Origin of the sequence: Cryobacterium sp. N22 (assembly GCF_002929555.1) — a bacterium.
Classification (GTDB): Bacteria; Actinomycetota; Actinomycetes; order Actinomycetales; family Microbacteriaceae; genus Cryobacterium.
The window spans coordinates 66,076-89,204 of the sequence record NZ_PJJP01000026.1; the positions used below are offsets into that span (position 1 = coordinate 66,076).

The 23,129-nt window shown below is 70.8% G+C and carries 20 protein-coding genes and 1 pseudogene; 12 read left to right on the forward strand and 9 right to left on the reverse strand.

What is annotated here, in order from left to right; genetic code table 11:
- Window positions 1–18: 18 nt before the first annotated feature.
- Window positions 19–621: a hypothetical protein gene (locus tag CXY76_RS04600; RefSeq protein WP_104163077.1), complete on the reverse strand. Its 603-nt coding sequence runs from the start codon at window positions 619–621 to the stop codon at window positions 19–21.
- A gap of 141 nt (window positions 622–762) precedes the next feature.
- On the opposite strand from CXY76_RS04600, the gene CXY76_RS04605 reads away from it, so the two are divergent.
- On the forward strand, window positions 763–966 hold the full coding sequence (locus tag CXY76_RS04605) for a hypothetical protein (RefSeq protein WP_104163078.1): 204 nt from the start codon (window positions 763–765) through the stop codon (window positions 964–966).
- Window positions 967–998: 32 nt separating this feature from the next.
- Here the strand turns inward: CXY76_RS04605 and CXY76_RS04610 are convergent, their stop codons facing one another.
- Together CXY76_RS04610 and CXY76_RS04615 are read right to left on the reverse strand one after the other, a co-directional pair.
- Window positions 999–1,196, reverse strand: coding sequence for a hypothetical protein (locus CXY76_RS04610; RefSeq protein ID WP_104163079.1), 198 nt, complete (start codon window positions 1,194–1,196; stop codon window positions 999–1,001).
- A 133-nt stretch (window positions 1,197–1,329) separates the two neighbouring features.
- Complete coding sequence (locus CXY76_RS04615) at window positions 1,330–1,632, reverse strand: hypothetical protein (protein ID WP_104163080.1); 303 nt, start codon at window positions 1,630–1,632, stop codon at window positions 1,330–1,332.
- 124 nt (window positions 1,633–1,756) lie between these two features.
- On the opposite strand from CXY76_RS04615, the gene CXY76_RS04620 reads away from it, so the two are divergent.
- The gene (locus tag CXY76_RS04620; RefSeq protein WP_104163081.1) at window positions 1,757–2,464 is read left to right on the forward strand and encodes a hypothetical protein; all 708 of its coding nucleotides are present in this window, start codon (window positions 1,757–1,759) and stop codon (window positions 2,462–2,464) included.
- Here the strand turns inward: CXY76_RS04620 and CXY76_RS04625 are convergent.
- A complete protein-coding gene (locus tag CXY76_RS04625) occupies window positions 2,461–3,891 on the reverse strand; it encodes a PLP-dependent aminotransferase family protein (protein ID WP_104163082.1) in 1,431 nt (476 codons plus the stop codon). The two genes, CXY76_RS04620 and CXY76_RS04625, sit on opposite strands and share 4 nt — an antisense overlap.
- Here CXY76_RS04625 and CXY76_RS04630 point away from each other — a divergent pair.
- Complete coding sequence (locus CXY76_RS04630) at window positions 3,890–4,822, forward strand: DMT family transporter (protein ID WP_104163083.1); 933 nt, start codon at window positions 3,890–3,892, stop codon at window positions 4,820–4,822. The genes CXY76_RS04625 and CXY76_RS04630 overlap by 2 nt on opposite strands.
- Window positions 4,823–4,857: 35 nt before the next feature.
- On the opposite strand, the gene CXY76_RS04635 is transcribed toward CXY76_RS04630, so the two are convergent.
- Window positions 4,858–6,060, reverse strand: coding sequence for a TerC family protein (locus CXY76_RS04635; RefSeq protein WP_104163084.1), 1,203 nt, complete (start codon window positions 6,058–6,060; stop codon window positions 4,858–4,860).
- A 378-nt stretch (window positions 6,061–6,438) separates the two neighbouring features.
- Here CXY76_RS04635 and CXY76_RS04640 point away from each other — a divergent pair, with 378 nt between their 5' ends.
- Both CXY76_RS04640 and CXY76_RS04645 read left to right on the forward strand, forming a co-directional pair.
- Window positions 6,439–10,347, forward strand: coding sequence for a Pls/PosA family non-ribosomal peptide synthetase (locus tag CXY76_RS04640; protein ID WP_233199569.1), 3,909 nt, complete (start codon window positions 6,439–6,441; stop codon window positions 10,345–10,347).
- Window positions 10,348–10,352: 5 nt separating this feature from the next.
- Entirely contained in the window at window positions 10,353–11,705 is a 1,353-nt protein-coding gene (locus CXY76_RS04645; protein ID WP_104163086.1) for a M1 family metallopeptidase, read from the forward strand.
- 228 nt (window positions 11,706–11,933) lie between these two features.
- Here CXY76_RS04645 and CXY76_RS04650 read toward each other — a convergent pair whose 3' ends face one another.
- A complete protein-coding gene (locus tag CXY76_RS04650) occupies window positions 11,934–12,668 on the reverse strand; it encodes a 4'-phosphopantetheinyl transferase superfamily protein (RefSeq protein WP_104163087.1) in 735 nt (244 codons plus the stop codon).
- 323 nt (window positions 12,669–12,991) lie between these two features.
- Here CXY76_RS04650 and CXY76_RS04655 point away from each other — a divergent pair, with 323 nt between their 5' ends.
- From CXY76_RS04655 to CXY76_RS04670, 4 genes are all read left to right on the forward strand, one after another.
- The gene (locus CXY76_RS04655) at window positions 12,992–13,609 is read left to right on the forward strand and encodes a hypothetical protein (RefSeq protein WP_104163088.1); all 618 of its coding nucleotides are present in this window, start codon (window positions 12,992–12,994) and stop codon (window positions 13,607–13,609) included.
- Window positions 13,610–13,685: 76 nt separating this feature from the next.
- Entirely contained in the window at window positions 13,686–14,702 is a 1,017-nt protein-coding gene (gene corA / locus CXY76_RS04660; protein ID WP_104163089.1) for a magnesium/cobalt transporter CorA, read from the forward strand.
- Between the two features lie 100 nt (window positions 14,703–14,802).
- Window positions 14,803–18,561, forward strand: a complete 3,759-nt coding sequence (locus CXY76_RS04665) for an ATP-binding protein (RefSeq protein ID WP_104163097.1) — start codon at window positions 14,803–14,805, stop codon at window positions 18,559–18,561.
- Window positions 18,554–18,781 (forward strand): hypothetical protein, encoded by a 228-nt coding sequence (locus CXY76_RS04670; RefSeq protein WP_104163090.1) that lies wholly within the window; start codon window positions 18,554–18,556, stop codon window positions 18,779–18,781. Before CXY76_RS04665 ends, CXY76_RS04670 begins: the two co-directional genes overlap by 8 nt.
- A gap of 509 nt (window positions 18,782–19,290) precedes the next feature.
- Here the strand turns inward: CXY76_RS04670 and mscL are convergent.
- The 3 genes from mscL to CXY76_RS04685 are packed head-to-tail and all read right to left on the reverse strand — an operon-like array spanning window position 19,291 to window position 20,818.
- Window positions 19,291–19,767: a large conductance mechanosensitive channel protein MscL gene (gene mscL, locus CXY76_RS04675; protein ID WP_104163091.1), complete on the reverse strand. Its 477-nt coding sequence runs from the start codon at window positions 19,765–19,767 to the stop codon at window positions 19,291–19,293.
- Between the two features lie 46 nt (window positions 19,768–19,813).
- Window positions 19,814–20,182 (reverse strand): FmdB family zinc ribbon protein, encoded by a 369-nt coding sequence (locus CXY76_RS04680; RefSeq protein WP_104163092.1) that lies wholly within the window; start codon window positions 20,180–20,182, stop codon window positions 19,814–19,816.
- A 57-nt stretch (window positions 20,183–20,239) separates the two neighbouring features.
- Window positions 20,240–20,818, reverse strand: a complete 579-nt coding sequence (locus tag CXY76_RS04685; protein WP_104163093.1) for a 5-formyltetrahydrofolate cyclo-ligase — start codon at window positions 20,816–20,818, stop codon at window positions 20,240–20,242.
- A gap of 51 nt (window positions 20,819–20,869) precedes the next feature.
- Here CXY76_RS04685 and galU point away from each other — a divergent pair, with 51 nt between their 5' ends.
- The 3 genes and pseudogenes from galU to CXY76_RS04700 all read left to right on the forward strand — a co-directional run.
- The gene (galU, locus tag CXY76_RS04690) at window positions 20,870–21,763 is read left to right on the forward strand and encodes a UTP--glucose-1-phosphate uridylyltransferase GalU (protein WP_104163094.1); all 894 of its coding nucleotides are present in this window, start codon (window positions 20,870–20,872) and stop codon (window positions 21,761–21,763) included.
- A 114-nt stretch (window positions 21,764–21,877) separates the two neighbouring features.
- Window positions 21,878–22,501, forward strand: a complete 624-nt coding sequence (locus CXY76_RS04695) for a GNAT family N-acetyltransferase (protein ID WP_369826069.1) — start codon at window positions 21,878–21,880, stop codon at window positions 22,499–22,501.
- A 54-nt stretch (window positions 22,502–22,555) separates the two neighbouring features.
- Window positions 22,556–23,129: pseudogene (locus CXY76_RS04700) on the forward strand (hypothetical protein); the annotation flags it as partial.

Below are 23,129 nucleotides of genomic sequence, written 5' to 3' on the forward strand. Positions count from 1 at the left end.
CGGTACCGGGCACGCGCGTCAGCGGATGCGCACCCCCGAGGCCTTGAGCTCCAGCGCGGCGAGTGAACGCATCACCTCGGCGTCGCCCCGACGCCACGCGGACACGGGGTCGGCGTCGACCGCGGCAAACACCGACAGCTTCTGATTCGTCAGGGCCCGCAGCGCGAGCAGGTCCACGGTGATGCCTGCACGAACCAGCCGCCGTGTCGTGGCCGCCCGGCGCGTGAACCGCAGGCGCGGTACAAGCCAGAACAGCAGGATCGTTGCGATAGGCACGACGGCGATTCCCCACCCCAGGCCGACGGCGAGATTCAGCACGGCCTCCTGCTGGCTGCGGCCGGCCGCCTCCAGGCTGTGGCCCGCGCCACTGGCGGCCTCGAACGGTGCGCTGATGCCGGCGCCGATGAGCGGCATACCGCCGAACCTGTCGCCGATGTCACTCATCGTGGTGGAGAAGCCGGACCCGGCGGACTCCATCTGCTCGCCGAACCGGGCGAGGTCGATCACGAGCGAGTAGACGAAAGCTCCGAGGCCGATCCATGCGGCGATGGCGGCGACGGCGATCACATCGACGGCGACCTGACGGGAGCGGTGGGCGGCGTAGTCGGAGTAGATCTGCATACCCTCACTATCGCGTAAACGGCGATGTCGTCTTGCGGGCTCACTTTCGACGGCTGCCCACCGGTTTCGCTCCGCGGGCAGCACGGTTACCCTGTGTGCCATCGGGTAGGCAGGTAGTTCTCACCGAAAGTGGAGGGTCTGATGGCATCGGATGGCCGAAGCAGCGTGATCGTGCGGGACGGGTCGTGGGGGTTCTTCTTCCTGCTCGCCTACGTCGGAGCGGCGATCTACTTCATCTCCACCTCGGACGGATCGTTCTGGGCCTTCATCCTGGGGCTGCTCCAGGCGGTCGTCTGGCCCGCCTACGTCACCTATCACGTGCTGGTGCTGCTGGTCGGGCCCTGATCGCGGGAGCCCGGCGGGCGCACCTGGCTGGGCTACGCCGCCCGGTCGATCCCGGCGGGCTGGGCCGCCCAGAGCGCGATCCGGTCGAGGTAGTGCGCGGGCGCCCGGTCAACGGCGACGGGCAGGTCTGCGGGCCCGTGGGAGCCGGCCGACACCGTAACGAGGCTCGCCGTCATGACGATGGGGCGCAGGGACCGGTGGGCCGGACGGGTGTGCAGGATCGTGGTCACGGGGATTCCTCTCGACGGGCGGGTGCCGATCGGGTCAACGGGATCGGTACCTCCATCGTCGCCAAACGCCGGTGCGCAGGCATCCCCTGAACGGATGAACCTGGGTACTCCGTGCGGTGTAGTCGGCCGCTGGTTAGCCGCGGGACTGCAGGAAGACCATGACGATGGTGCCCGCGCCGTACAGCAGCAGCTTGCCCTTGTAGCCGGCCCACCACTGGCGCGGCGCCGGCGTGGCGTCGTCGGGGTTCTCGGGGCTGTCGGCATCCGTGTCGCCGTCGGCATTCTGGCCTGCGGTGGGCTGCCCGTTCGGGGTACGGCTGTCGGCCGGGCGCACGGTCGGGCCGCCGGCGAGACGCTCGAACGGCCGGGCCAGAAACTCAGGAATCTGGATGCGGTCGAACTCGTCGCGCGGTTCGTCGCTCTTGTTCTTGCTCATCCGAAAAATGCCCCCTTCGCACTCAGTCTAGGCAATCGGCGGGGTCCCCACGACGACGCGGGGCCGCGGCCGTGGACCGGGGAGGGGACGCACCAGTATCCTCAACCCGAGCACAGGAGTCCTGATGACCACGCACGAAACGTTCACGCGCAGCGTCCGCGAGCGGATGACCACGGCCGGGGCGGGCTACGCAGCCGCCCGGCGGGTGCGACCCGAGCCGCCCACCGCACCCGGGCGCCCCCGCGGCCGGGTCTGGGCGGCCGAGCCCGTGCAGACCGACGACGCGATCCTCCAGAACACCGGACATGCCTGGGAGGAGTGGGCGGATCTGATCGACGCCGGACCCGGCCGCGAGGCGGGGCACACCGCCATCGCGGCCTGGGTGCACGCCGAGCACGGCGTGGACGGTTGGTGGGCGCAGGGCGTGACCGTGGGCTACGAACGTATCACCGGCCTCAGGCTGCCCGGCCAGATGCCCGACGGCAGTTTCAGCGTGAGCCGCACCCGGGTGCTGGCCCTGGACCGGGACACGGTGCGTGCGCTGCTGCTCGACGAGGGCGCCCGCGCCGACCTGTTTCCCGGTCTCGACCTGGCGCTGCGCTCGAAGCCGGCCTCGAAGGCACTGCGATTCGCCCTCGCCCGCGCCGGCGAGCCGCTGGGGTCGATCCTGTTCTCCACCGACCCGCTGCCCGACGGACGACTCCGGCTGGGCGTGACCCACGACAAGGTCGCGTCGTTCGACGAGGGCGAGCAGTGGAAGCTGTTCTGGGCCGAGTGGCTCACCGCCGTCGACGCCGCCGCGACGACGCCGGCCGGTTCGCGCGAGGACTAGGGGAGCAGGCCGGCGATGGTCGCCACGGCTGCCCCGAAGAGCTCGGGGCGGGCCCGCGAGTAGTTCAGCCGGAAGAAGGAGCCGGTCGGTTCGGCGGGGAACCAGTCGCCGCCGGGGGAGAACAGCACACCCTCCGCGCGGCTGCGCCGGGCCAGGTCGGCCACGTCCACGCCGTCGGCGGCGCGCACCCAGAGGTTCAGCCCGCCCCGGGGCACCAGCTCCAGGGCATCCGCACCCAGCTGTCCGCGCACCTGCCGGGCCAGCTCGTCGCGGCGGGCCCGCAGCGACCCACGCAGCCGGGTGAGGTGGCTGCGCCAGCCCGGGTCGGTGAGCACGTCGACCGCCGCCGCCTGCAGGATCCCGCTGACATACAGGTCGTCCACGGTGCGGTCCACCTGGATGCGGGCCAGGGCGGGGCCGCGGGCCACAACGGCCGCGACCCGGATGGCGGGGGAGAGGCTCTTGGTGAGCGAGCGCACGTAGACGATGTGGCCATCGGCGTCGTCGGCGGCGAGGGTGGCCACATCCGCCTCGATGCCGAAATCGTGCGCCCAGTCGTCTTCGATCAGGTACACCCCGCGGGCCCGGATGACCGCGGTGATGGCGCTCTGTTCGGCACTCGTCCACACCGCCCCGGTGGGATTGGCGAAGTGCGGCTGCGCGTAGAACAGGCGCGCCCCGCTGGCACCGAGGGCATCGTCGAGGTCGGCGGCCGAGGGGGCCCCGGCGCCCCGGGCAATCGGCACGATGCGCAGCCCGGCCTGCCGGGCGGCGGCCATGGCGCCCCAGTAGGTGGGGGACTCCATCACGATCGCATCGCCCGGAACGGCCAGTGCCCGGAAGATCGACGACAGCGCGCTCTGACCGCCCGGGGTGATGACGACGTCGTCGGCGGCCGGCGGGGCGGCGGCGGATGCGCCGACCGGCGTCAGCTCCGCCGCGAACCAGCTGCGTAGCTCCGGCAACCCGGAAATGGGGGCGCGGTCGACGGCGGTGCCGGTGCGGGCCGCGCGGACCAGGGCGGTGCGCACCAGCCGGGCGGGCAGCAGCTCCTCGGCCGGGTACCCGGAGTGCAGCGCGATCATGCCCGGTCCGGCGCTCGCCATGGCGGTGCCGATCGCGTCGGCGCCGGTGCGGGCCGCGCCGAGCGCCGTGGTCTGCCAGCCGAAGTCGGCCCGGTGCACGGCGTGCGGCCGGGCCACGAAGCTTCCCGCGCCCGGCCTGGTCTCCACCAGGCCCTCGAGCACCAGCCGTTGCAGCGCGCGCTGCACGGTGAGCGGGCTGGCCGCGTGGTCGAGCACCAGGGTGCGGGTAGAAGGCAGCCGGTCGCCGGCCGGCCGGGTGGCGACCAGGGCACGTAGCCGGCGTTCGATGGCCAGGTGCGCCGATTCGTCTGCGGAACCCGGGCGAGTGCTATCCTCTTTCATGAAAATACAGAATAGCGCTATCGTCCAGTCGCCGCCAGCGCTATCGGCACCGCGGGCGGCCGCATCGCCCGCCGCCGGCCTGGTCTTCGGACTGCTGGGCGTGCTGGCTTTTTCGTTCACCCTTCCGCTGACCCGGGTGGCCGTCGCCCAGCTCGACCCCCTGTTCGTCGGCGCCGGCCGGGCCGTCGGAGCCGGGATTCTCGCCCTTGTTGTGCTCGCCGTGCTCCGGCAGCGTCTTCCGCGCGGCGGCCAATGGTGGCGGCTGGCCGTGGTGGGGGCCGGCGTCATCGCAGGCTTCCCCATCCTCACCTCCTTCGCCCTGCAGAGCGTGCCGGCCGCACACGGCGCCGTTGTGATCGGGCTGCTCCCCGCCGCCACCGCGGTGGTCGCCGTTGTCCGGGCCAGGGAACGACCCACGCCGCGCTTCTGGCTGGCCAGCGGGCTCGGCGTGGTGGCCGTGGTGGGGTTCGTGGCGCTCACCGCGGGCGGGCTCAGCAGCCTGCGGCCGGCCGACCTGCTGCTGGTGGCTGCTGTGGTGCTCGCGGCGATCGGCTACGGAGAGGGCGCGCTGCTCTCCCGGGAGTTGGGCTCCTGGCAGACCATCTGCTGGGCGTTGATCGTGGCGCTGCCGGTGATGGTGCCGCTGATGCTGGCCGGACTCGTTTCCGGCCGGCCCACGGCGGATGCGTCAGCCTGGCTGGCCTTCGCCTACCTCACCGGAGTGAGCATGTTCCTGGGCTTCTTCGCCTGGTACCGGGGCCTGGCCATCGGGCCGATCGCCCGGGTGAGCCAGATCCAGCTTCTGCAACCGGTGCTCACCATCGCGTGGGCGGCGCTGCTCCTCGGTGAAAGTCTGGACCCCGTCGTGCTGATCGGCGCCCTCGCCGTGATCCTCTGCGCGGCCGGTGCCGTGCGCGCCCGCATCCGCTGACCGGCCGCCGGGCGCGGCGCCGTCGGTGGGTGGGGTCACCCCTCGCGGGCGGCCCGCTGCACGGATGCGTCGTGCTCGAGGTGAGCCCGGCGGAGCAGATCAGCGAGCTCAGCGTCGTCCCGGACCGCCTGCCGGTACTTCGGGCCGAGCTTGTGGATGGAGTCCTCCTCCTCGCGCAAGGCCGTGTACACCCGGATGCGTTCGGTGTGGTCCGCGGTGTAGCCGAGGTCCAGGTAGTCGGTTGCGTAGCGCCTGGCGTTGGCGATGGCGGCTTGGGCCCGGCCCGCCGGGCTGAACAGCGACGCCAGGATCGTGACCACGAGCACGCCGATGATGACCGTCAACGAGACGCCCGTGCTGATTTCGAACACCGGCACCGGCTCGCCGCCGTTGATGAACGGCAGGTTGTTCTCGTGCAGGGCGTGCAGGATCAGCTTCACGCCGATGAAGGCGAGGATCGCCGCCAGCCCGAAGGAGAGGTAGATCAGCCGGTCCAGCAGGCCGTCGAGCAGGAAGTACAGCTGACGCAGGCCCAGGAGCGAGAACGCCGTCGCCGTGAACACGATGTAGACATCCTGGGTGAGGCCGAAGATGGCGGGGATCGAATCGAGCGCGAACAGGAGGTCGGTGCCACCGATCGCGACCATCACCAGGAGCATCGGGGTCAGCGCACGCTTGCCGTCGTAGATGGTGAACAGTTTGTCGCCGTCGTATTCCGGGCTGGTGTGGAAGACCTTGCGCGCGACCCGCACGATGAAGTTGTCCGCCGATTTGGACTCCGAGCTCTCCGGTTTGAGCATGTTGCCCGCGGTGATCAGCAGGATCAGGCCGAAGAAGTAGAACACCCAGGCGAAGGTGTTGATCAGGGCGGCGCCGAGGAAGATGAAGCCGGTGCGCGCGATGAGCGAGAACGTGATGCCGAACAGCAGCACCTTCTGCTGGTCCTCCCGGGGCACGCGGAAGCTTGTCATGATGATGAGGAAAACGAACAGGTTGTCCACCGAGAGCGCTTTTTCGGTGATGTACCCCGCGAAATACTCGGAACCGGGGGTGCTGCCGCCGATGATCAAGACGCCCAGGCCGAACAGGATGGCGATCCCGACGTAGATCGATGACCAGATTGCCGCTTCCTTCAGCGTGGGGGCGTGAGCCTTCCGCACGTGGAAGAAGTAGTCGAACGCGAGAAGCCCGACGATTCCCAAGACGGTCAGGGTCCAGACGAGCGGTGAGGTATCCATTCGGTCGGCTTTCGGTCGAGGAGGTGGGGCGCCCGCTGAAGCCGCCAGGAGCACATCCGGTATCAAAAGGCTACGCGGACAGGGTGCAGAGGGAACAGGGGTAACGGAGAAAAACGCGCACAAGTTGTGCGGCCACCCGCCGAGATGCGGCCGGCGACGGGGATTCGGGTGGAAAAAATGTGCTCATGTGACGCGTGTTCACCCGCCGGTTACCCGGGCGTTCTAGGCTGGCGCCATCGCGGACCGTCGCGAGCCCGGACAGGAGTATGCGTGACCTCGATCCACCCAGACCCCAGCACACGGTCCGCCGGCTCGTCCGTCGCACGAGCGGCCATCCCGCCGCTGCCGGCCACGCCGACGCCCGACCACGAGCAGGGCGTGCTGGATGCCGGCCATCTGGTGCACCCCGAACGCACGCTGGTCGACATCCTGCTGGCCACCGCCGAGGAGCACCCCACCGCCCTGGCCCTCGAAGATGCCGCCGGGGCCCTGAGCTACCGGCGGCTGGTGCGCCTGGTCAACGACCAGGCCGTGCGGCTGAGCCGGGCCGGGGTGCGCCGCGGCGACACCGTCGGAATCCGCATCCCGTCGGGCACCCGCGAGCTCTACCTGTCGATTCTGGCCACCCTCGCCGTCGGCGCCGCCTACGTGCCCGTCGACGCCGACGACCCTGAGGAACGGGCCCGCCTGGTCTTCGGCGAGGCCAGGGTCGTGGGTGTCATCGGCGCCGGCGGCGTGTTCGCGGTGCGCGAGGGTCTGGACGCCGGGGTGCTCACCGAGCGCCCCCTGTCGGCGGAGGAGGACCCGTCGCTGGCACACTGGGGCGAGCCGATGCCCGGCCCGCACGACGACGCCTGGATCATCTTCACCTCCGGCTCCACCGGAGTGCCCAAGGGGGTCGCCGTGACCCACCGCTCGGCGGCGGCGTTCGTCGACGCCGAGGCCGGCCTGTTCCTGGCCGGCGAACCCATCGCGCCCGGCGACCGGGTGCTGGCCGGCCTGTCGGTGGCGTTCGACGCCTCCTGCGAGGAGATGTGGCTGGCCTGGCGCAACGGCGCCTGCCTGGTGCCCGCCCCGCGCTCGCTCGTCCGCAGCGGCGCCGACCTCGGCCCGTGGCTCATCGCGCACGGCATCACCGTGGTCTCCACAGTGCCCACCCTCGCCGCGCTCTGGCCGGAGGAGGCGCTGGAGAATGTGCGCCTGGTGATCTTCGGCGGCGAGGCCTGCCCGCCGGAACTCGCCGCCCGCATCAGCGCCCGCGGCCGTGAGGTGTGGAACACCTACGGCCCGACCGAGGCGACGGTCGTGGCCTGCGGCGCCCTGCTCGACGGCAGCGACCCCGTGCGCATCGGCCTGCCGCTGGATGGCTGGAGCCTGGCCGTGGTCGACCCGGCCGGCCGGCGGGTGCGTGCCGGCGAGACCGGCGAACTGATCATCGGCGGTGTCGGCCTGGCCCGCTACCTCGACGCGGCCCAGGATGCGGTGAAGTACGCCCCGCACGCCGGGCTCGGCTGGGAGCGCGCCTACCGCAGCGGCGACCTCGTGCGCTTCGACCCCGCCGGGCTGGTGTTCGTGGGCCGCGCCGACGACCAGATCAAGCTCGGTGGCCGGCGCATCGAACTCGGCGAGATCGACGCCGCCCTGCAGGCACTGCCCGGTGTGGCCGGGGCCGCCGCCGTCGTGCAGACCACCCCGGCGGGCAACCAGGTTCTGGTGGGTTACCTCTCCGTGGTGGACCCGGCCGACACCTTCGACCTGCCCGCGGCCACCGCGGCCCTCCGGGTGGCGCTGCCCGCCGCCCTCGTTCCGCTGCTGACCGTCGTGGATTCCATTCCCACCCGCACCTCCGGCAAGGTCGACCGCGCCGCCCTGCCCTGGCCGCTGGCCGGCCTGGCCGGCGCGGGGACGGCCGGCGCGGATGCGCTCAGTGCGACCGCCGCCTGGCTCGCCGGGCACTGGGCGGCGATCCTCGGTGTGCCCGTCGTCGACGCCGACAGCGACTTCTTCGCCTACGGCGGCGGTTCCCTCTCGGCCGCCCAGTTCGTCTCCGCGATTCGCGAGCGCCACCCGAACACCCGCATCAGCGACATCTACGACCATCCCCGGATCGGCTCCCTCGCCGACGAACTCGACGGCCGAACCCCGACGGTGGCCCGCGCCAGCCGGCCGGTGCTGCCCACCCCCGCCCGCACCGGGCTGCTGCAGGGCCTCTTCAGCGTGCCGCTGCACCTGCTTGTTGGCGCCAGGTGGCTGGTGTACCTGGCCGCGGCCAACAACCTGCTCGCCGCCGCCGGCGCATCCTTCGCCCCCACCGTGTCGTGGTGGGCGGTGCTGGCCGGCTTTGTGTTGCTGGTCACCCCGCTGGGCAAAATGGGCATCTCCGTCGCTGCCGCCCGGTTGCTGCTCAAGGGCGTGAAACCGGGTGATTACCCGCGCGGCGGCTCGGTGCACCTGCGTCTGTGGCTGGCCGAACAGGTGGCCACCTTCGTCGACGCGGCCAGCCTGGCCGGGGCTCCGTGGATCAGTTACTACGCCCGGCTGCTCGGCGCCACCATCGCACCCGGCGTGGACCTGCACTCGGTGCCGCCGGTGACCGGGCTGCTCAGCATCGGTGAGCGCGCCGCCATCGAACCCGAGGTGGACCTGGCCGGCTACTGGCTCGACGGCGACACCCTGCGGATCGGCCGGGTGCGCGTCGGCGCGGAGGCCGTGATCGGCTCCCGCAGCACCCTGCTCGGCGGCGCCAAGATCGGCGACGGCGCCGAGATCGAACCGGGCTCCGCCGTCTCCGGCCGGGTGCCGCGCGGCGAGCGCTGGGCCGGCTCACCGGCCACCCGGGTGGGCTCGGCCCGCCGCGCCTGGCCCGCCGAACGGCCGGCGAACGCCCGCCGCTGGCTGTTCGCCTACGGCGCCGGCTCGGTGGGCCTCACCGCCATTCCCGCCGCCGCGGTGCTGCTGGGCGTGTTCGTCGTGGGCGTGTTCATCGGCGACGCCGGCACCCTCGGCGCCGCGGTCGCCCGCGCCGCGCTGGCCGTGCCGCCGGCCGTGCTCGCCGCCGGAGCGCTCTACGCCGGCGCCGTGATCGGCGCCGTGCGCCTGCTGGGCCTGCGCCTGACCGAGGGACACCATCCGGTGCGCAGCCGGGTGGGCTGGCAGGTGTGGATGACCGAACGGCTGCTCGACGGCGCCCGCACCCTGCTGTTCCCGCTCTACGCCAGCCTGCTCACCCCGGTCTGGCTGCGGCTGCTCGGCGCCAAGGTCGGTCCGGGCGTCGAGGCGTCCACGGTGCTGCTGGTGCCCTCGCTCACCACCATCGCGCCCGGCGCGTTCCTCGCCGACGACACCATGGTCGCCTGCTACGAACTCGGCGGCGGCTGGATGCGCATCGGCCGCGCCAAGATCGGCCGCCGGGCGTTCCTGGGCAACAGCGGCATCGCCGGCCCCGGCCGCACCGTGCCGCGGGACGGCCTCGTGGCCGTGCTCTCGTCCACCCCGAAGAAGGCCAAGCGCGGCTCCTCCTGGCTGGGCAACCCGCCGGCGCGCCTGCGCCGCCGGGTCACCGACAGCGACGAGGCCCGCACCTTCCACCCGCCGGCCCGGCTGGTCTTGGCCCGGTCGCTCTGGGAGGTGCTGCGCCTGGTGCCGGTGTTCGCCTCCGCGTGGATCGCCCTCGGCGTGCTCGTCGCCCTCGAGGCCCTCTGGCTGCTCGGCGGTCCCGGCCTGGCTCTGCTGGTCTCCGGGTTCGTGCTGATCGGCGCTGGGGCGGTGGCGGCGGCGCTGACCACGGCTGCGAAATGGCTGCTGGTGGGGCGCATCCGCGCCACCGAGCATCCGCTCTGGTCGTCGTTCATCTGGCGCAACGAGGTCTCGGACACCTTCGTGGAGATGGTGGCACGGCCGTGGTTCGCGCAGAACGCCGCCGGCACACCCTGGTTGGCCCTGTGGCTGCGGTCGCTGGGCGCCACAATCGGCCGCGGCGTCTGGTGCGAGTCGTACTGGCTGCCGGAGGCGGACCTGGTCACCCTCGCCGCGGGCAGCAGCATCAACCGTGGCTGCGTCGTGCAGACCCACCTCTTCCACGACCGGATCATGCAACTGGACACCGTGCACATCGGCGCCGGCGGCACGCTCGGCCCCAACAGCGTGATCCTGCCGGCGGCGCGCATCGACGACAACGCCACCGTCGGACCGGGTTCGCTGGTGATGCGCGGGGAACGGGTGCCCACCGATTCGCTCTGGTCGGGCAACCCGATTGCGCCGTGGCACCGGCCGCCATGGAAGACTTGACCCCTATGTTGCAGCCCACGCCCACCATTCTGGGGTCCGCGTCCGCGGGTGACCCCTACCTCCCCGCGAGTGGCAATGGTGGCTATGCGGTGGCGCACTACGACCTCGAACTCGACTACCGGGTCGCCACGAACCGGCTGACCGCGACCGCCGCGATCACGGCGCGGGCCCTCACCGCGCTCGGCCGGTTCAGCCTGGACCTGGCCGGCTTGAGCGTCGACAAGGTCACCGTCAACGGCCGGACACCCGCCAAGACCGTGCATGCCGCCCGCAAGCTGGTGATCACCCCCGCCGTGCCGCTGGCCGCGGGGGAGACGTTCGAGGTGCTGGTGCGCTATCGCGGGGCGCCGCATCCGGTGCGCAGCCACTGGGGCGAGCTGGGCTGGGAGGAGCTCACCGACGGTGTGCTCGTGGCCGGTCAGCCCAGCGGGGCGCCGTCGTGGTTTCCCTGCAACGACCACCCGAGCGACAAGGCCACCTTCCGCATCCAGCTCACCTGCGAGGCCCCGTACACGGTGGTCAGCAACGGTCCGCTCGTGGCCAGGAGCACCAGGTCCGGCCGCACCTCCTGGACCTTCGACGTGCGCGAGCCGATGGCCGCGTACCTGGCCAGCGTGCAGATCGGCCGGTATCGCCGGCACGACATCGCCGCCACCCCGGTGGCGCACAGCCTGTTCTTCCCGCCCGCACTGGCCCGGCCGGTGGCGGTGGACTTCGCCCGGCTCGGCGAGATGCTCACGGTGTTCAGCGAGGTCTTCGGACCGTACCCGTTCCCCGCGTTCTCCGTGATCGTGACCGCCGACGACCTCGAGATCCCGCTCGAGGCGCACGGCCTGGCCGTGTTCGGCCGCAACCACGTGGACGGCCTGCACGGCAGCGACCGGCTGATCGCACACGAGCTGGCGCACCAGTGGTTCGGCAACAGCCTCACCCTCACCCGGTGGGCCGACATCTGGCTGCACGAGGGCTTCGCCTGCTACGCCGAGTGGATCTGGGCCGAGGCCAGCGGTGGCCTGACCGCGCACGCGAACGCCCTGCTGCACCGCGCCGAGCTGGACCTGCTGCCCAAGAACATCGTCGTGGCCGACCCCGGGCCGCACGACATGTTCGACGACAGGGTCTACAAGCGCGGTGCGCTCGCCCTGCACGCGGTGCGCCAGGCGATCGGCGACGAGGCCTTCTTCACCGCCCTGCGTGCCTACACGCGCACGCACCGGCACGGCAGCGTCACCACCGACGACCTGCTCGGCTGCTTCCGCATCGCCTCCGGCACCGGTGTCGCCGACAAGATCATCGCCCGCTGGGTCTCGAGTAAGAGCCTGCCGCGGCTGCAGCCCGCCGTCGCGCCCCTGGTCTGATCACGCGAGCCTCGCCGAGCTAATTGACCCGCGAGTTGCCGCAACACCCCTTGGGGCGGCTCCGGAAGGGCAGTTTTGCGGCGACTCGCGTGAGGTGCCCTCCGCGAGTTGCCGCGAGTCGTCCCAGGGGCGCGGCTCAGGGGGCAGCTTGCGGCGAGTCGGCGGGGGTCAGTCCACCATGCGCCCGAGCGGCGGGCGCGGCCGCCGGCGCCGGCACTGGCTGCTTCGTCACCAGTTGTCCAGCGGCTCCGAGCCGGGCGACAGGATGCGCAGCGCGGGCTGCCTGGCGCACACGACGGCGACGGTGGCAGCGAATTCCGGGGGAGTGGCTACGCGCATCAGGTGCAGCTCCTTCAGGAGGAACGGGGCGTTCGGCCAGCCCGCGAGCCCGGGCTGAGCGGCGTCGGCAGCGGGGTCGCCCCCGGGCGCGACGGGCGTTTCACGAGCGATGGTGAGGTCACGCGGATCGACCCGGAGGCCCAGGCCGGCGGCCTTGAGCACCGCCTCCTTCGCGGTCCAGACGGCGGCCACAGCGGCCGTGGCGGCCCGCGGATGCAGGGCGGCCACGGCATCCGCTTCGGCCGCGGAGAGCAGCACGTCATCCAGGGGCGCCCGGGCGAGCGCGGCGACGGATTCGAGGTCGATGCCCACCGGGCCGGCCGCCGTGACCGCCAGGGCCAGCCGGCCGTCGGCCCGGGCGAGGCTCACGTGCACGGTGGGGGAGCCATCCGCCTCGTCGCCGAGCTGCACCCGGAGGGGGCCGTGGCCGGGCAGCCCGCAGTTCGGGCAGAGCTGGGTGAGGGTCACGGATGCGGCGTCCACGCCGGTCAGCCGGGCCACCAGATCCACGAGCGCGTGGTGGTCGCCTGCCTTCGTGGCCGCCCGGTGGCCCAGCGCCACCACCACGACGGTGGCTAGGTCGACCGCGTGCAGATCGTCGTGGGGGGACAGGGCATCGGGCACGCCATCACCCTAGCGCCGGAGGCCCTCCGGCCGAGCCGACAGTTGAGGCCCCTTCGGGCGCCGGGAGCGGGCCGGAACTGTCGTCTCGCGGGAAGGCTCCTGCCCGAGGCGGCAGGTGGGGCCCCTTCGGGCGCCGGGAGTGGGCCGGAAGTGTCGTCTCGCGGGTCGGCGGGGAGGTCCGCAACCGGGCGGGCGCGATAGGGGCGGCTGGGCGGGCCTTGTCCGGGCGCACCGCCGGTGCGAGAATCGACGGGATCAGCCTTAACGCCCGCACATCGGCGAGCGCGGCTGTCGAGGTTCCAGGCGCGGTGGGTGAGGTTCCAGTGAAGAGGTTCGAAGGTCTGGCGAAGCCATCCACTCTCGCCGCCGGGGCCGCTTTCCTGATCGGCGGCATCCTGGACCAGGCGCTGCGCCTCACTGGCGAACCGGTCAGCGACCTCGTGCAGACCCCGCTGTACGCCCTGCGGTCCATGGCCCTCCTCGGCGCAGCGCTGCTGCTGATCCTCTCGTTGGTGGCGATCTACGAGCGCCGCGCCAAGCAGATCGGCCCGTTCGGCTTCTCCGCCGCGATCATGGCCGGAACCGGCACCATCCTGATCAGCGGCCAGTTCTGGGCTGAGGCCTTCCTCTACCCGACCCTGGGCCGTGTCGTACCCGACCTCCTCGACGGCACCGAACGGCCCGGCTCCTTTGCGTTCGGCCTGCTGCTGACCGCCGCGGTGTTCGGGGTCGGCTGGATCCTGTTGGGCGCCGCCATCCTGCGCGCCCGCATCTACAGGGTGCTGCCCGCCGTCTTCATCCTGGCCGGCGGCGCCATCTCGCTGCTCCCCGGCCAGGCTCTGGGTCAACTGGTGCTCGGAGTCGGCCTGGTGCTGCTCGCCTTCAGCCCCACCTACCGCAAACACGAGGGCCCGCAGCGAGCGGGCAGCCAGCCGCACTGAAACTCCGGTGCGCCACGCCGGTGCGCACCGCACCCATCCGCCGGTGCCACACTTGAACGGCGAGTGAGGAGCAGGCGTGGCGCTGATTGATGACGCGATCTATGTGGATGGCCGTCGGGTGGCAACCCCGGAAACGTTGCAGGACGTGTTCGAAGTGCTCAAGGAGAAGGCCGGGTTCGCCTGGATCGGACTGTACCGGCCGACCGATGACGAGATCAGGAGCGTGGCCGACGAGTTCACCCTGCACCACCTCGCCATCGAGGATGCGCTCAAGGGGCACCAACGGGCCAAGATCGAACGCTACGCCGACACCCTGTTCCTGGTGCTGCGCCCCGCCAGGTACCTCGATGAAGAGGAACGTGTCGAGTTCGGCGAGCTGCACGTCTTCGTGGGTCCCGACTTCGTCGTGACCATTCGGCACGCCGAGTCGCCCGACCTCGCCTCGGTGCGCCGCCGGCTGGAAAGCACGCCGGACCTTCTCGCGTTCGGGCCGCAGGCGGTGCTCTACGCGATCCTCGACCAGGTGATCGACGAGTACGCGCCGGTGGTCGCCGGCCTCGAGAACGACATCGACGAGATCGAGGACCAGCTCTTCGACGGTGACCAGGCCGTGTCCCGGCGCATCTACGACCTCTCCCGGGAGGTCATCGAGTTCCAGCGGGCCACCCAGCCGCTGATCGGCATGCTCGAGTCGCTGCAGGAGGGCTTCGAGAAGCACGGCGTGGACGTGGAACTGCACCGGCACCTGCGCGACGTGCTCGACCACACCATCCGGGTCGTGGAACGCGTCGACGCGTTCCGCCAGCTTCTGCAGAACGCCCTCACCGTGCACAGCACCCTCGTCGCGCAACGGCAGAACGATGAGACCCGTCGGTTGAGCGAAACCGGGCTGGCGCAGAGCGAGGAAGTGAAGAAGATCTCCAGCTGGGCGGCGATCCTGTTCGCCCCCACCCTGGTCGGCACTATCTACGGCATGAACTTCACTCATATGCCTGAGCTAAAATGGCAGTTCGGTTACCCCTTCGCGATCACCCTGATGGTGGCGATGGGATTCGGGCTCTACGCCGTGTTCAAACGCAAGGACTGGCTCTAGAGCCCGCGAAAACGGCTGTATCCGCAGAGAATCCTGCGAATGCGGGAAATTACCGGGTGGCCTAACCGAGAACCGGCCGGTGGAGAAATAGGGTGTGGGTGTGTGGCGCCTCGATAGAAAACCAGAAGATGACGACTTCGCGTCGGATTACTCCGACGCGCCGTCTGCCGACTCGCGTCTTGCGACCTCCCCGGACTCGGTGAGCCTGGGAGACCCGGCGCTGGTCGCCGGGAACATCGCCGAACCCACCTGGCAACGCTGGCGTGACGAACTCGCCGACGTCGGTGGCCACTCTCCGCTGCTGCACTTCGGTGACAGCCCGCGCTCCCGCATCGAGCTGTCCGCCACCCACCCGGGCGGCCTGCCGCAGTTCATCACCGGCAAGACCACCCTGCTCTCCAACCTCATCCGTGACGAGCTGGCGCTGCGCAACGCCCGCCTGGCCGCCAACGAGATCACCCAGAAGGGCATCGAGCTGCGGTCGATGCGCGGCATCGAGTCGGTGCACCTCGCGATCGGGCTGGCCCAGTGGCGCTACGGCGACGTGGAGTTCACCGCGCCGGTGCTGCTGCGGCCCCTGGCCATCCGCCGGTACGGTCGCGACTTCGAGCTCAAGCTCAAGGGAGCGCCGTTCCTCAACCCCGAGTTGGCGCGGGCGTTGCACGACCAGTTCCAGATCACCCTCGACGCCGACGCGTTCGTGGCGCTCGCCGTGACCAACGGGGCGTTCAAGCCGCAACCGGTGATCGACCGGCTGCGCGGCCTGACCTCGCACCTGCCCTGGTTCAACGTGGTGCCGCGCCTGGTGGCGTCCTCCTTCGCCGACGTCGGCCGGGCCATGGCCACCGACGCGCAGAAGCTCACGCACCCGGTGCTCGACGCCGTCGCCGGCAACCCCACCGCCAAGCGCGCCATCGAGATGGCCTACAACCCGGTGCTGCCGATCGCTCAGGACGTACGCCCGCCCGGCACCGACACCCTGCTGCTGGATGCCGACGCCGAGCAGGAGAACGTCGTCGCGCAGATCAGCGCCGGCAACTCCCTCGTCGTGAAGACCCTGCCCGGCACCGGCGGCACCCAGACCATCGTGAACGCCATCGGTTCGCTCATCGCCCAGCACAAGCGGGTGCTCGTGGTCAGCGCCCGCCGCTCCAGCCTCGATGGCATTGCCCACCGCCTCGTGCAGGTGGGCCTGCCCGGCGTCGCCGTCACCCCGCGCACCCTGCGCCGCGACCTGATCCAGTCGATCACCCGCAACGAGAAGTGCGCCCAACCGCGCGTCGGCGACGTCGACGACGCCCTCGTGCGCCTGCGCAAGGTTCTGCTGGACTACCGCTCGGCGCTCACCCGCAAGGATTCCGTGCTCGGCGTGTCGGTGCTCGACGCTCTCGGCGAGCTCGCCAGGCTCGCCCAGCTGCCGGCGCCGCCGTCGACGACCGCTCGGCTGGACAGGGTCGCCCTGGAACGCCTGGCCCACGACCGGTCCAGCGCCGCAGCGGTCCTGATCAAGGCCGCCGTGCTCGGCCAGTTCCGCTACGGACCCGGCGACTCGCCCTGGTACGGCGCCTCCTTCACCTCCACCGCCGACGCCGGCGCATCCCACGAGCTGGCCAAACGCCTGAGCAAGACCGACCTGCCCCGGCTGCTGGAGCGCGCCGGTCACCTCGTTGGCCAGACCCGGTTGCGCCCGTTCGAGACCGTGCACGAGCTGGGCGTCTACCTGCGCCTGCTGTTGGACATCCGCGAGACGCTGGACAAGTTCCAGCCCGCCGTGTTCGACAGGTCGCTCACCGAGCTGATCGCCGCCACCTCCGCCCGCCGCGATTCGCCGGAGATGACCAGCGCCAACCGGCGAAGGCTGCGGAAGCTCGCCGACGAGTACCTGCGACCCGGCGTGCACGTGAGCGACATGAACGAGAGCCTGCGGCGCATCCAGCAGCAGCGCACCCTGTGGCAGCGCTACGCCGCCGCCGGCGTCACCCCGGAGGTGCCGGTCGGCATCAACGACGTGCACGTCGCCTTCCAGCGTGTCGCGGAAGACCTGGGCAGGCTCGACGTGCCGCTGGGCAACTCCGGCACCCCGCGTCAGCTGGTCTCCCGGCCCCTCCGCGAACTCGTCACCACGATGGCCGGCCTCGCCGCCGAGAGCGAGGTGCTCGCGAACCTGCACGAGCGCACCGCCCTGCTCGCCACCCTGCGCGAGCACAACCTCGACCCGCTGATGACCGACCTCTCCCAGCGCCACGTGTCGGAGAAGGATGTCGCCGCGGAGCTTGAACTCGCCTGGTGGCAGTCCGTGCTCGAGGTGATGCTGGGCGGCGACAAGGCCCTGCTCAACGCCAACACCCAGGTGCTCGACCGGCTCGAAGCCGACTTCAAGCTCGTCGACGAGGCCCACGCCTCCACCACCGGGCAGATCCTGGCCTGGCTGCTCGCCGAGACCTGGAAGATCGGCGTGGTCGACTGGCCCGAGGAAGCCGACCAGCTGCGCCGGCTGCTCCGCGCCGACCGGGCCACCCCGGCCCGCATCAACGAGGTCTCCCCGCACCTGGGCCGGGTACTCGCCCCGGTCTGGCTGGCCTCGCCGTACGAAGTCGCCGCTCTGGACGACAAGATGACCTTCGACGCCGTGCTGCTCGTCGACGCCGGCGCGACCACCCTCGCCGAGAACGTCGGCGCCATCCGCCGCGCCAAGCAGGTCGTGGCGTTCGGTGACCCGGTCACCCAGACGCCGTCCGGCTTCGAGACCGGCATCATCGAGCCCTCGGAGGTGCCGACCCCGCAGGAGACCAACGTCGACGCCCTGCACGCCGACTCCGCCCTGGCCCGTCTGGGCGAACTGCTGCCCACCCTCACCCTCACCCGCAGCTACCGGGCCGGCGGCGAAGACCTCGCCGAGCTGGTCAACCACCGCTTCTACGGCGGCCGGATCGACTCGCTGCCCTGGGCGGGCAGCTTCCTCGGTCACGGCAGCCTCACCCTCAACTACGTCAAGGGCGGCCACGGCATGCCCGACGTCGACAGCGGCGCCGTGGAGAGCGTTGATGCCGAGGTGGCGAAGGTCGTCGACCTGGTCATGGACCACGCCGTCAAGCGGCCCCGCGAATCGCTCATGGTCATCACCGCGAGCGCCCGCCACGCCGTGCGGGTGCACCAGGCCGTGCTGGCCGCGTTCTCCAAGCGCACCGACCTGAGCGACTTCATCCTCAAGGACCGCGCCGAACCGTTCACGGTGCTCACCCTCGAGCAGGCCGTTGCGCAGAGCCGCGACCGGGTGATCTTCTCGATCGGCTACGGCCGCACCCCGCACGGGCGGCTGCTGAGCAACTTCGGCTCGCTCGGCGAACCCGGCGGCGAACGCCTGCTCGCGATCGGCATGACCCGCGCCCGACGGGCGATGGACATCGTCTCCTGCTTCCGCCCGATCGACATCGACGCCGACCGGCAGCGGCACGGCATCCTGGCCCTGTCGCAGGTGCTCACCGAGACCGAAGCCCGCCGCAACGAGGTGGCCGTACCGGATGCCCGCGAGGCCATGCTCGTCGACCTGGGCCGCCGCCTCGAACGCAAGGGCCTCACCGTCTCCCTCGGGCACCGCGGCAAACTGGCGCTGGCGGCCTCGCACGCCGGCCGCGCCGTGGTCGTGGAGACCGACGCCGTGGTCAACCGGGCCAGCCTGCGCGAGTCCCTGCGGCTGCGCCCCGAGGTGCTGCGGCGCCTGGGCTGGCACTACCTTCGCGTGCACAGCTTCGAGCTGTTCAGCAACCCGGATGCCGTCGCCGCCCGCGTCGCCGCCCTCGCGGGCCTCACGGGCGTCGTGCCGACCGAAGGGTCGGACGGTCCGGCGCACCGTGCCTGACCCCGCAGCGGCGCCGGAGGGCGCCGCTGGGGCTGCCCAGCCGCGCCAGTCTGTGGTCAAGTCGGCCGGCGCCCGCCGGGCCCGCCTGACGCCGGCACCGGACACCGACACCAGCCCGGAGCCGCCCTCCCGCGAAGAGGGCGGGCAGACCGCCGGGAACGGCTCCTCCACCAGCGCGAACGACGCCCGCCTGCGTCAGGACAAGCCGCCGCACTGGTAGCCCGTCGTCGCTGCGCCCTGGTGCCCCGTCGGCGCGGATCTCGTCGAGATGCCGCAAAGCTCCCCTTCACGAGCGCTGAAGGGGCATCCTGAGCGAAGTCGGCGAGCATCCATACCGCGAGATGCCGCAATGTGCCCCTTGACGAGCGCCGAAGGGGCCGATTGGCGCAAGTCGGAGACCCCCTGACTCGGTGAGTTGCCAGTTGAGGCCCGCCGGGCGCTGCCGAATGGGCGTCAACTGGCAAGTGACCTGGGCTCGGTGGGGTGAGTTGCCATTTTCGGCCCCGTCAGGGGCGACTATGGGGCCCTAACTGGCCTGTCGCGAGGGTGCCCGCCCGGGAGCGACGTCCGGCGAGATGCCGCAAAGCTCCCCTTCACGAGCGCTGAAAGGGCATCCTGAGGGAAGTCGGCGAGCATCCGTACCGCGAGATGCCGCGAAAGGCCCCTTGGAGCGCATCCAAGGGGCCTTTCGCCGTATGTCGGCGGGCTGTGCCGCGCCTGCGGGGCGGGTTAGATCGTGTGCTTGGCTGCACCGGCGTCGGCAAACGGCGCGCCGACGGCCGCGCTGGAGGACACCGTCGGGGCTCCGGTCGACGCGGCGAGCAGGTCGCGGATCTCGGTGAGCAGGTCGAGGTCGGTGACCGGGTTCTTCTTCGGGTCCAGCGGCACACCGGCCTGACGGCGACGTGCCTGGTTCTCCTTGAGCTTGTTCAGCGGCATCACGAACGCGAAGTACACCACGGCCGCGACCAGGAGGAACTGGATGAGGGCCGCGAGAACCAGGCCGAAGGACAGCTCGGCGTCGCCCAGCGGAACGGTCAGCGAGTTCTTCAGGGTGTCGGCGTTGAAGATCGCGGCGATCAGCGGGTTGAAGATCCCCGTGACGATCGCGTTGACCAGACCGGTGAACGCGGCGCCGATGACGACGGCAACGGCCAGTTCGATGACGTTGCCGCGCATGATGAATTCTTTGAAACCGTTGATCATGGCTGGGATCTTTCTGGTGCGGTGCTGCGAATACGAAAGGGGAGGGTTAGGACGCCTTCGGCGCCGGCGTGGGCGTCGAGCCCGAGGAGGAGCCCGAGCCGCTCGAGGACGACCCGCTGGTCGACGCGGCGGGCGTGCTGCTCTTCTCGGCCGGCTTGGCCGACGACGATTCGGACGAGGACGAGTCCGTCTTCTTGGCGCCCTTCTCGGCGGAGAGCGAGGACTTGCCGCCGGACTCGGCGCGCGAGTCGTTGCGGTAGAAGCCGGAGCCGGTGAAGCTCACGCCGATCGACGAGTAGACCTTGCGCAGCTTGCCGCCGCAAGCGGGGCACTCCGTGAGCGTGTTGTCGGTGAACGCCTGCTGGATGTCGAAGGCGGTGTCGCACTCGGTGCAACGGTAGGAATAGGTAGGCACTGCGTCTTTTCGGTTTGGGGTGTGCGGGGCTGAACGGCAGGTGCCGGTCGGGAAAGTCTAGAAGACGACGATGCGAGTGGGGGTGACGAGGCCGTTCACCGGCTGGTCGTGCACCTCCCGGGGCACATCGTCGACATATTCATTGTCGTAGACCACGGCGTACACCGGGGGGCATTTCTCCATCGACCCGAGGGTCTTGTCGAAGTAGCCGCGGCCCCACCCCATCCGCAGGCCGGTCTTGTCGATGGCGGCCGCGGGCACGATGATCAGGTCAACATCGTTGATCGCGATCGGGCCCAGCAACTCGCCCTGGGGCTCCGGGGCGCCCGAGATGCCCTGCACCTCGGTCTCCTCCTCGCCCACGGTCCAGTCGAGCAGGCCGTCGTCACGCGACACCGGGAACAACACCCGGATGCCCCTGGCCTCGGCCCAGTTGACGAACGGGCGGGTGTTCGGCTCGGTGGGGCTGGAGAGATAGCAGGTGATCGACCGGGCGGAGAGGTCGGTGACGATGCTCTGCAGATTCTCAGTGAACCCCGCGGTGGCGGCTTCGCGCTCTGCGGCGGTCATGGTGTGGCGGCGCTCCCGGAGGTCTGCGCGGAGCGCCCGCTTGCGGTGCTCGATGTCAGAATCCATACAAGTCATCCTAGGTGCGTAACCAATACGGGTTGCCGCTAACCTGATCCCATGGTTATTCACATAACAAAGGCCGTTATTCCCGCTGCCGGTATGGGAACCCGGTTTCTGCCGGCAACCAAGGCGATGCCCAAGGAAATGCTGCCGGTTGTCGACAAGCCCGCGATCCAGTACGTCGTCGAGGAAGCCGTTGCCGCAGGCCTGACCGACGTGCTCATGATCACCGGCCGCAACAAGAACGCCCTGGAGAACCACTTCGACCGGGTCACCGAGCTTGAGGCGGTGCTCATCCAGAAGGGTGATCGCGACCGCCTGGCCAAGGTTAACGAGTCCACCGACCTCGCCGACATGCACTACGTGCGCCAGGGTGACCCGCTGGGCCTCGGCCACGCGGTGCTCCGCGCCAAGATGCACGTGGGCCGCGAACCGTTCGCCGTGCTGCTCGGTGACGACATCATCGACGCCCGCGACCCGCTGCTGGACAAGATGCTCTCCGAGCAGATCACCCGCAATACCAGCGTTGTCGCCCTGCTCGAGGTCGACCCGTCGCAGATCCACCTCTACGGGGCGGCCGCGATCGAGAAGACCGACGACCCCGACGTGGTGCGCATCACCGGTCTGGTCGAGAAGCCGGCGGCAGAGGATGCCCCGTCGAACCTGGCCATCATCGGCCGCTACGTACTGCGCCCCGAGGTCTTCGACGTGCTCGAGCACACCAAGCCGGGCAAGGGCAACGAGATCCAGCTCACCGACGCCCTGCAGGAGATGGCCGTGAACCCCGAGACCACCGGTGGCGTCTACGGTGTCATCTTCCGCGGCCGCCGCTACGACACCGGCGACCGGCTCGACTACATCAAGGCGATCATCCAGCTGGCCGTCGACCGCGACGACCTCGGTGTGGAGCTGCGTCCCTGGCTGAAAGACTTCACCTCTACTCTCGAGTAGCGCGCACGTTCATCAGGTCGGCGCCGGACTAAGATTCGGTCATCATCGGGCTTCGGCCCCCAAGTAGACGGGTACATCGTGCCGACCGCGATTCCTACGCTCCGTGAGGGGGCCGTGACCCTGCGCCCGATCCGGTTGCGCGATGCCAGGGCCCTCGAGCGTGAGCTGATGGAGAACCGGTCCTGGCTGCGCACCTGGGAGGCCACCAGCCCGTATGCGCCGATGTCCTTCGACACCCGGGCCAGCATCCGCAGCCTGCTCGCGCACTCGCGCACGGGCAGCGGACTGCCGTTCCTGGTGGAGTACAACGGCGAACTCGCCGGCCAGCTGAACGTGTCGTCGGTCACCTGGGGGTCGCTCTCCAGCGCGTCGATCGGCTACTGGGTCGGCGAGAAGTTCGCCGGCCGGTCGATCACCCCGATCGCGGTGGCCCTGGCCACCGACTACTGCTTCGGCCAGCTCGGCCTGCACCGGATGGAGATCTGCATCCGGCCGGAGAACGCGCCGTCGCTGCGGGTCGTCGAAAAGCTGGGCTTCCGGTACGAGGGGCTGCGCCGCCGGTTCATCCACATCAACGGCGCCTGGCGCGACCACTTCGCCTTCGGCATGGTGGCCGAGGAGGTGCGCGGTGGGGTGCTGCGCCGCTGGCAGGACGGCCTGGTTCCGCCCGGCCTGGCGTCGGTGAACGAGTTCGACAGGGCCGCCGCCGCGCATCCGCTGCAGGTGGCCGACAAGTGACACACCCCCCGGTAATCAGGCACGGAAGGTCCCGCGACTCATACGTTAGGGAGCATGAGTAGCGAAGTCCTGGGTGGGGGAGTGATGGTGGCCGTTGCCGCCGCGCTCTGGGTGACGTATCTCATGCCGACATGGGCGAGACGCCGGCAGTATCTCGCCACCGAACGTAACGCCGTGCGCCTGCAGCAGACCCTGCGGATCCTCGCCGAGACGTCGGAAATCCCCCAGGAGGTACGCGTGGAAACCAACGCGCGCGGTGTATCCGCCCAACGCAAACTTCTCGCCCAGGCCGAGGAAGACGCGCGGATCGCGTCGAAGGCCGCTGGTGACGCCGCCACGGCCGCCCGTCGCGCCGCGGTACTGCGCGCCGCCGCCGCCCGGCCCAAGACGCTGACCCCGGCCGGCAAGGCCAAGCGCCTGCGCAGCATGCGTGCCCTCTCCACCCTGCTGCTGCTCATCGGCCTGGTGTTCACCGTCGTGGGCGCCACGATGCTCTCCGCGGGCGTGTGGACGCTCCTGGCCGGCGGCCTGGTCGCCGCGGCGACCGCCGTCGCCACCCTCGGCCGGCTCGCCACCGTCAGCCGGTCCGCCCGCGCCCCGCGCGCCGCAGCGGATGCCGACGCCTCCG

Bases quoted from the DNA above. Each gene is read 5' to 3' on its own strand.
- CXY76_RS04630 (WP_104163083.1), top strand. From the start codon at position 3,890: ATGAAAATACAGAATAGCGCTATCGTCCAGTCGCCGCCAGCGCTATCG.
- CXY76_RS04620 (WP_104163081.1), top strand. From the start codon at position 1,757: ATGACCACGCACGAAACGTTCACGCGCAGCGTCCGCGAGCGGATGACC.
- CXY76_RS04685 (WP_104163093.1), bottom strand. From the start codon at position 20,818: ATGGATTCTGACATCGAGCACCGCAAGCGGGCGCTCCGCGCAGACCTC.
- CXY76_RS04645 (WP_104163086.1), top strand. From the start codon at position 10,353: ATGTTGCAGCCCACGCCCACCATTCTGGGGTCCGCGTCCGCGGGTGAC.
- mscL (WP_104163091.1), bottom strand. From the start codon at position 19,767: ATGATCAACGGTTTCAAAGAATTCATCATGCGCGGCAACGTCATCGAA.
- galU (WP_104163094.1), top strand. From the start codon at position 20,870: ATGGTTATTCACATAACAAAGGCCGTTATTCCCGCTGCCGGTATGGGA.
- CXY76_RS04615 (WP_104163080.1), bottom strand. From the start codon at position 1,632: ATGAGCAAGAACAAGAGCGACGAACCGCGCGACGAGTTCGACCGCATC.
- CXY76_RS04605 (WP_104163078.1), top strand. From the start codon at position 763: ATGGCATCGGATGGCCGAAGCAGCGTGATCGTGCGGGACGGGTCGTGG.
- CXY76_RS04635 (WP_104163084.1), bottom strand. From the start codon at position 6,060: ATGGATACCTCACCGCTCGTCTGGACCCTGACCGTCTTGGGAATCGTC.
- CXY76_RS04625 (WP_104163082.1), bottom strand. From the start codon at position 3,891: ATGAAAGAGGATAGCACTCGCCCGGGTTCCGCAGACGAATCGGCGCAC.
- CXY76_RS04600 (WP_104163077.1), bottom strand. From the start codon at position 621: ATGCAGATCTACTCCGACTACGCCGCCCACCGCTCCCGTCAGGTCGCC.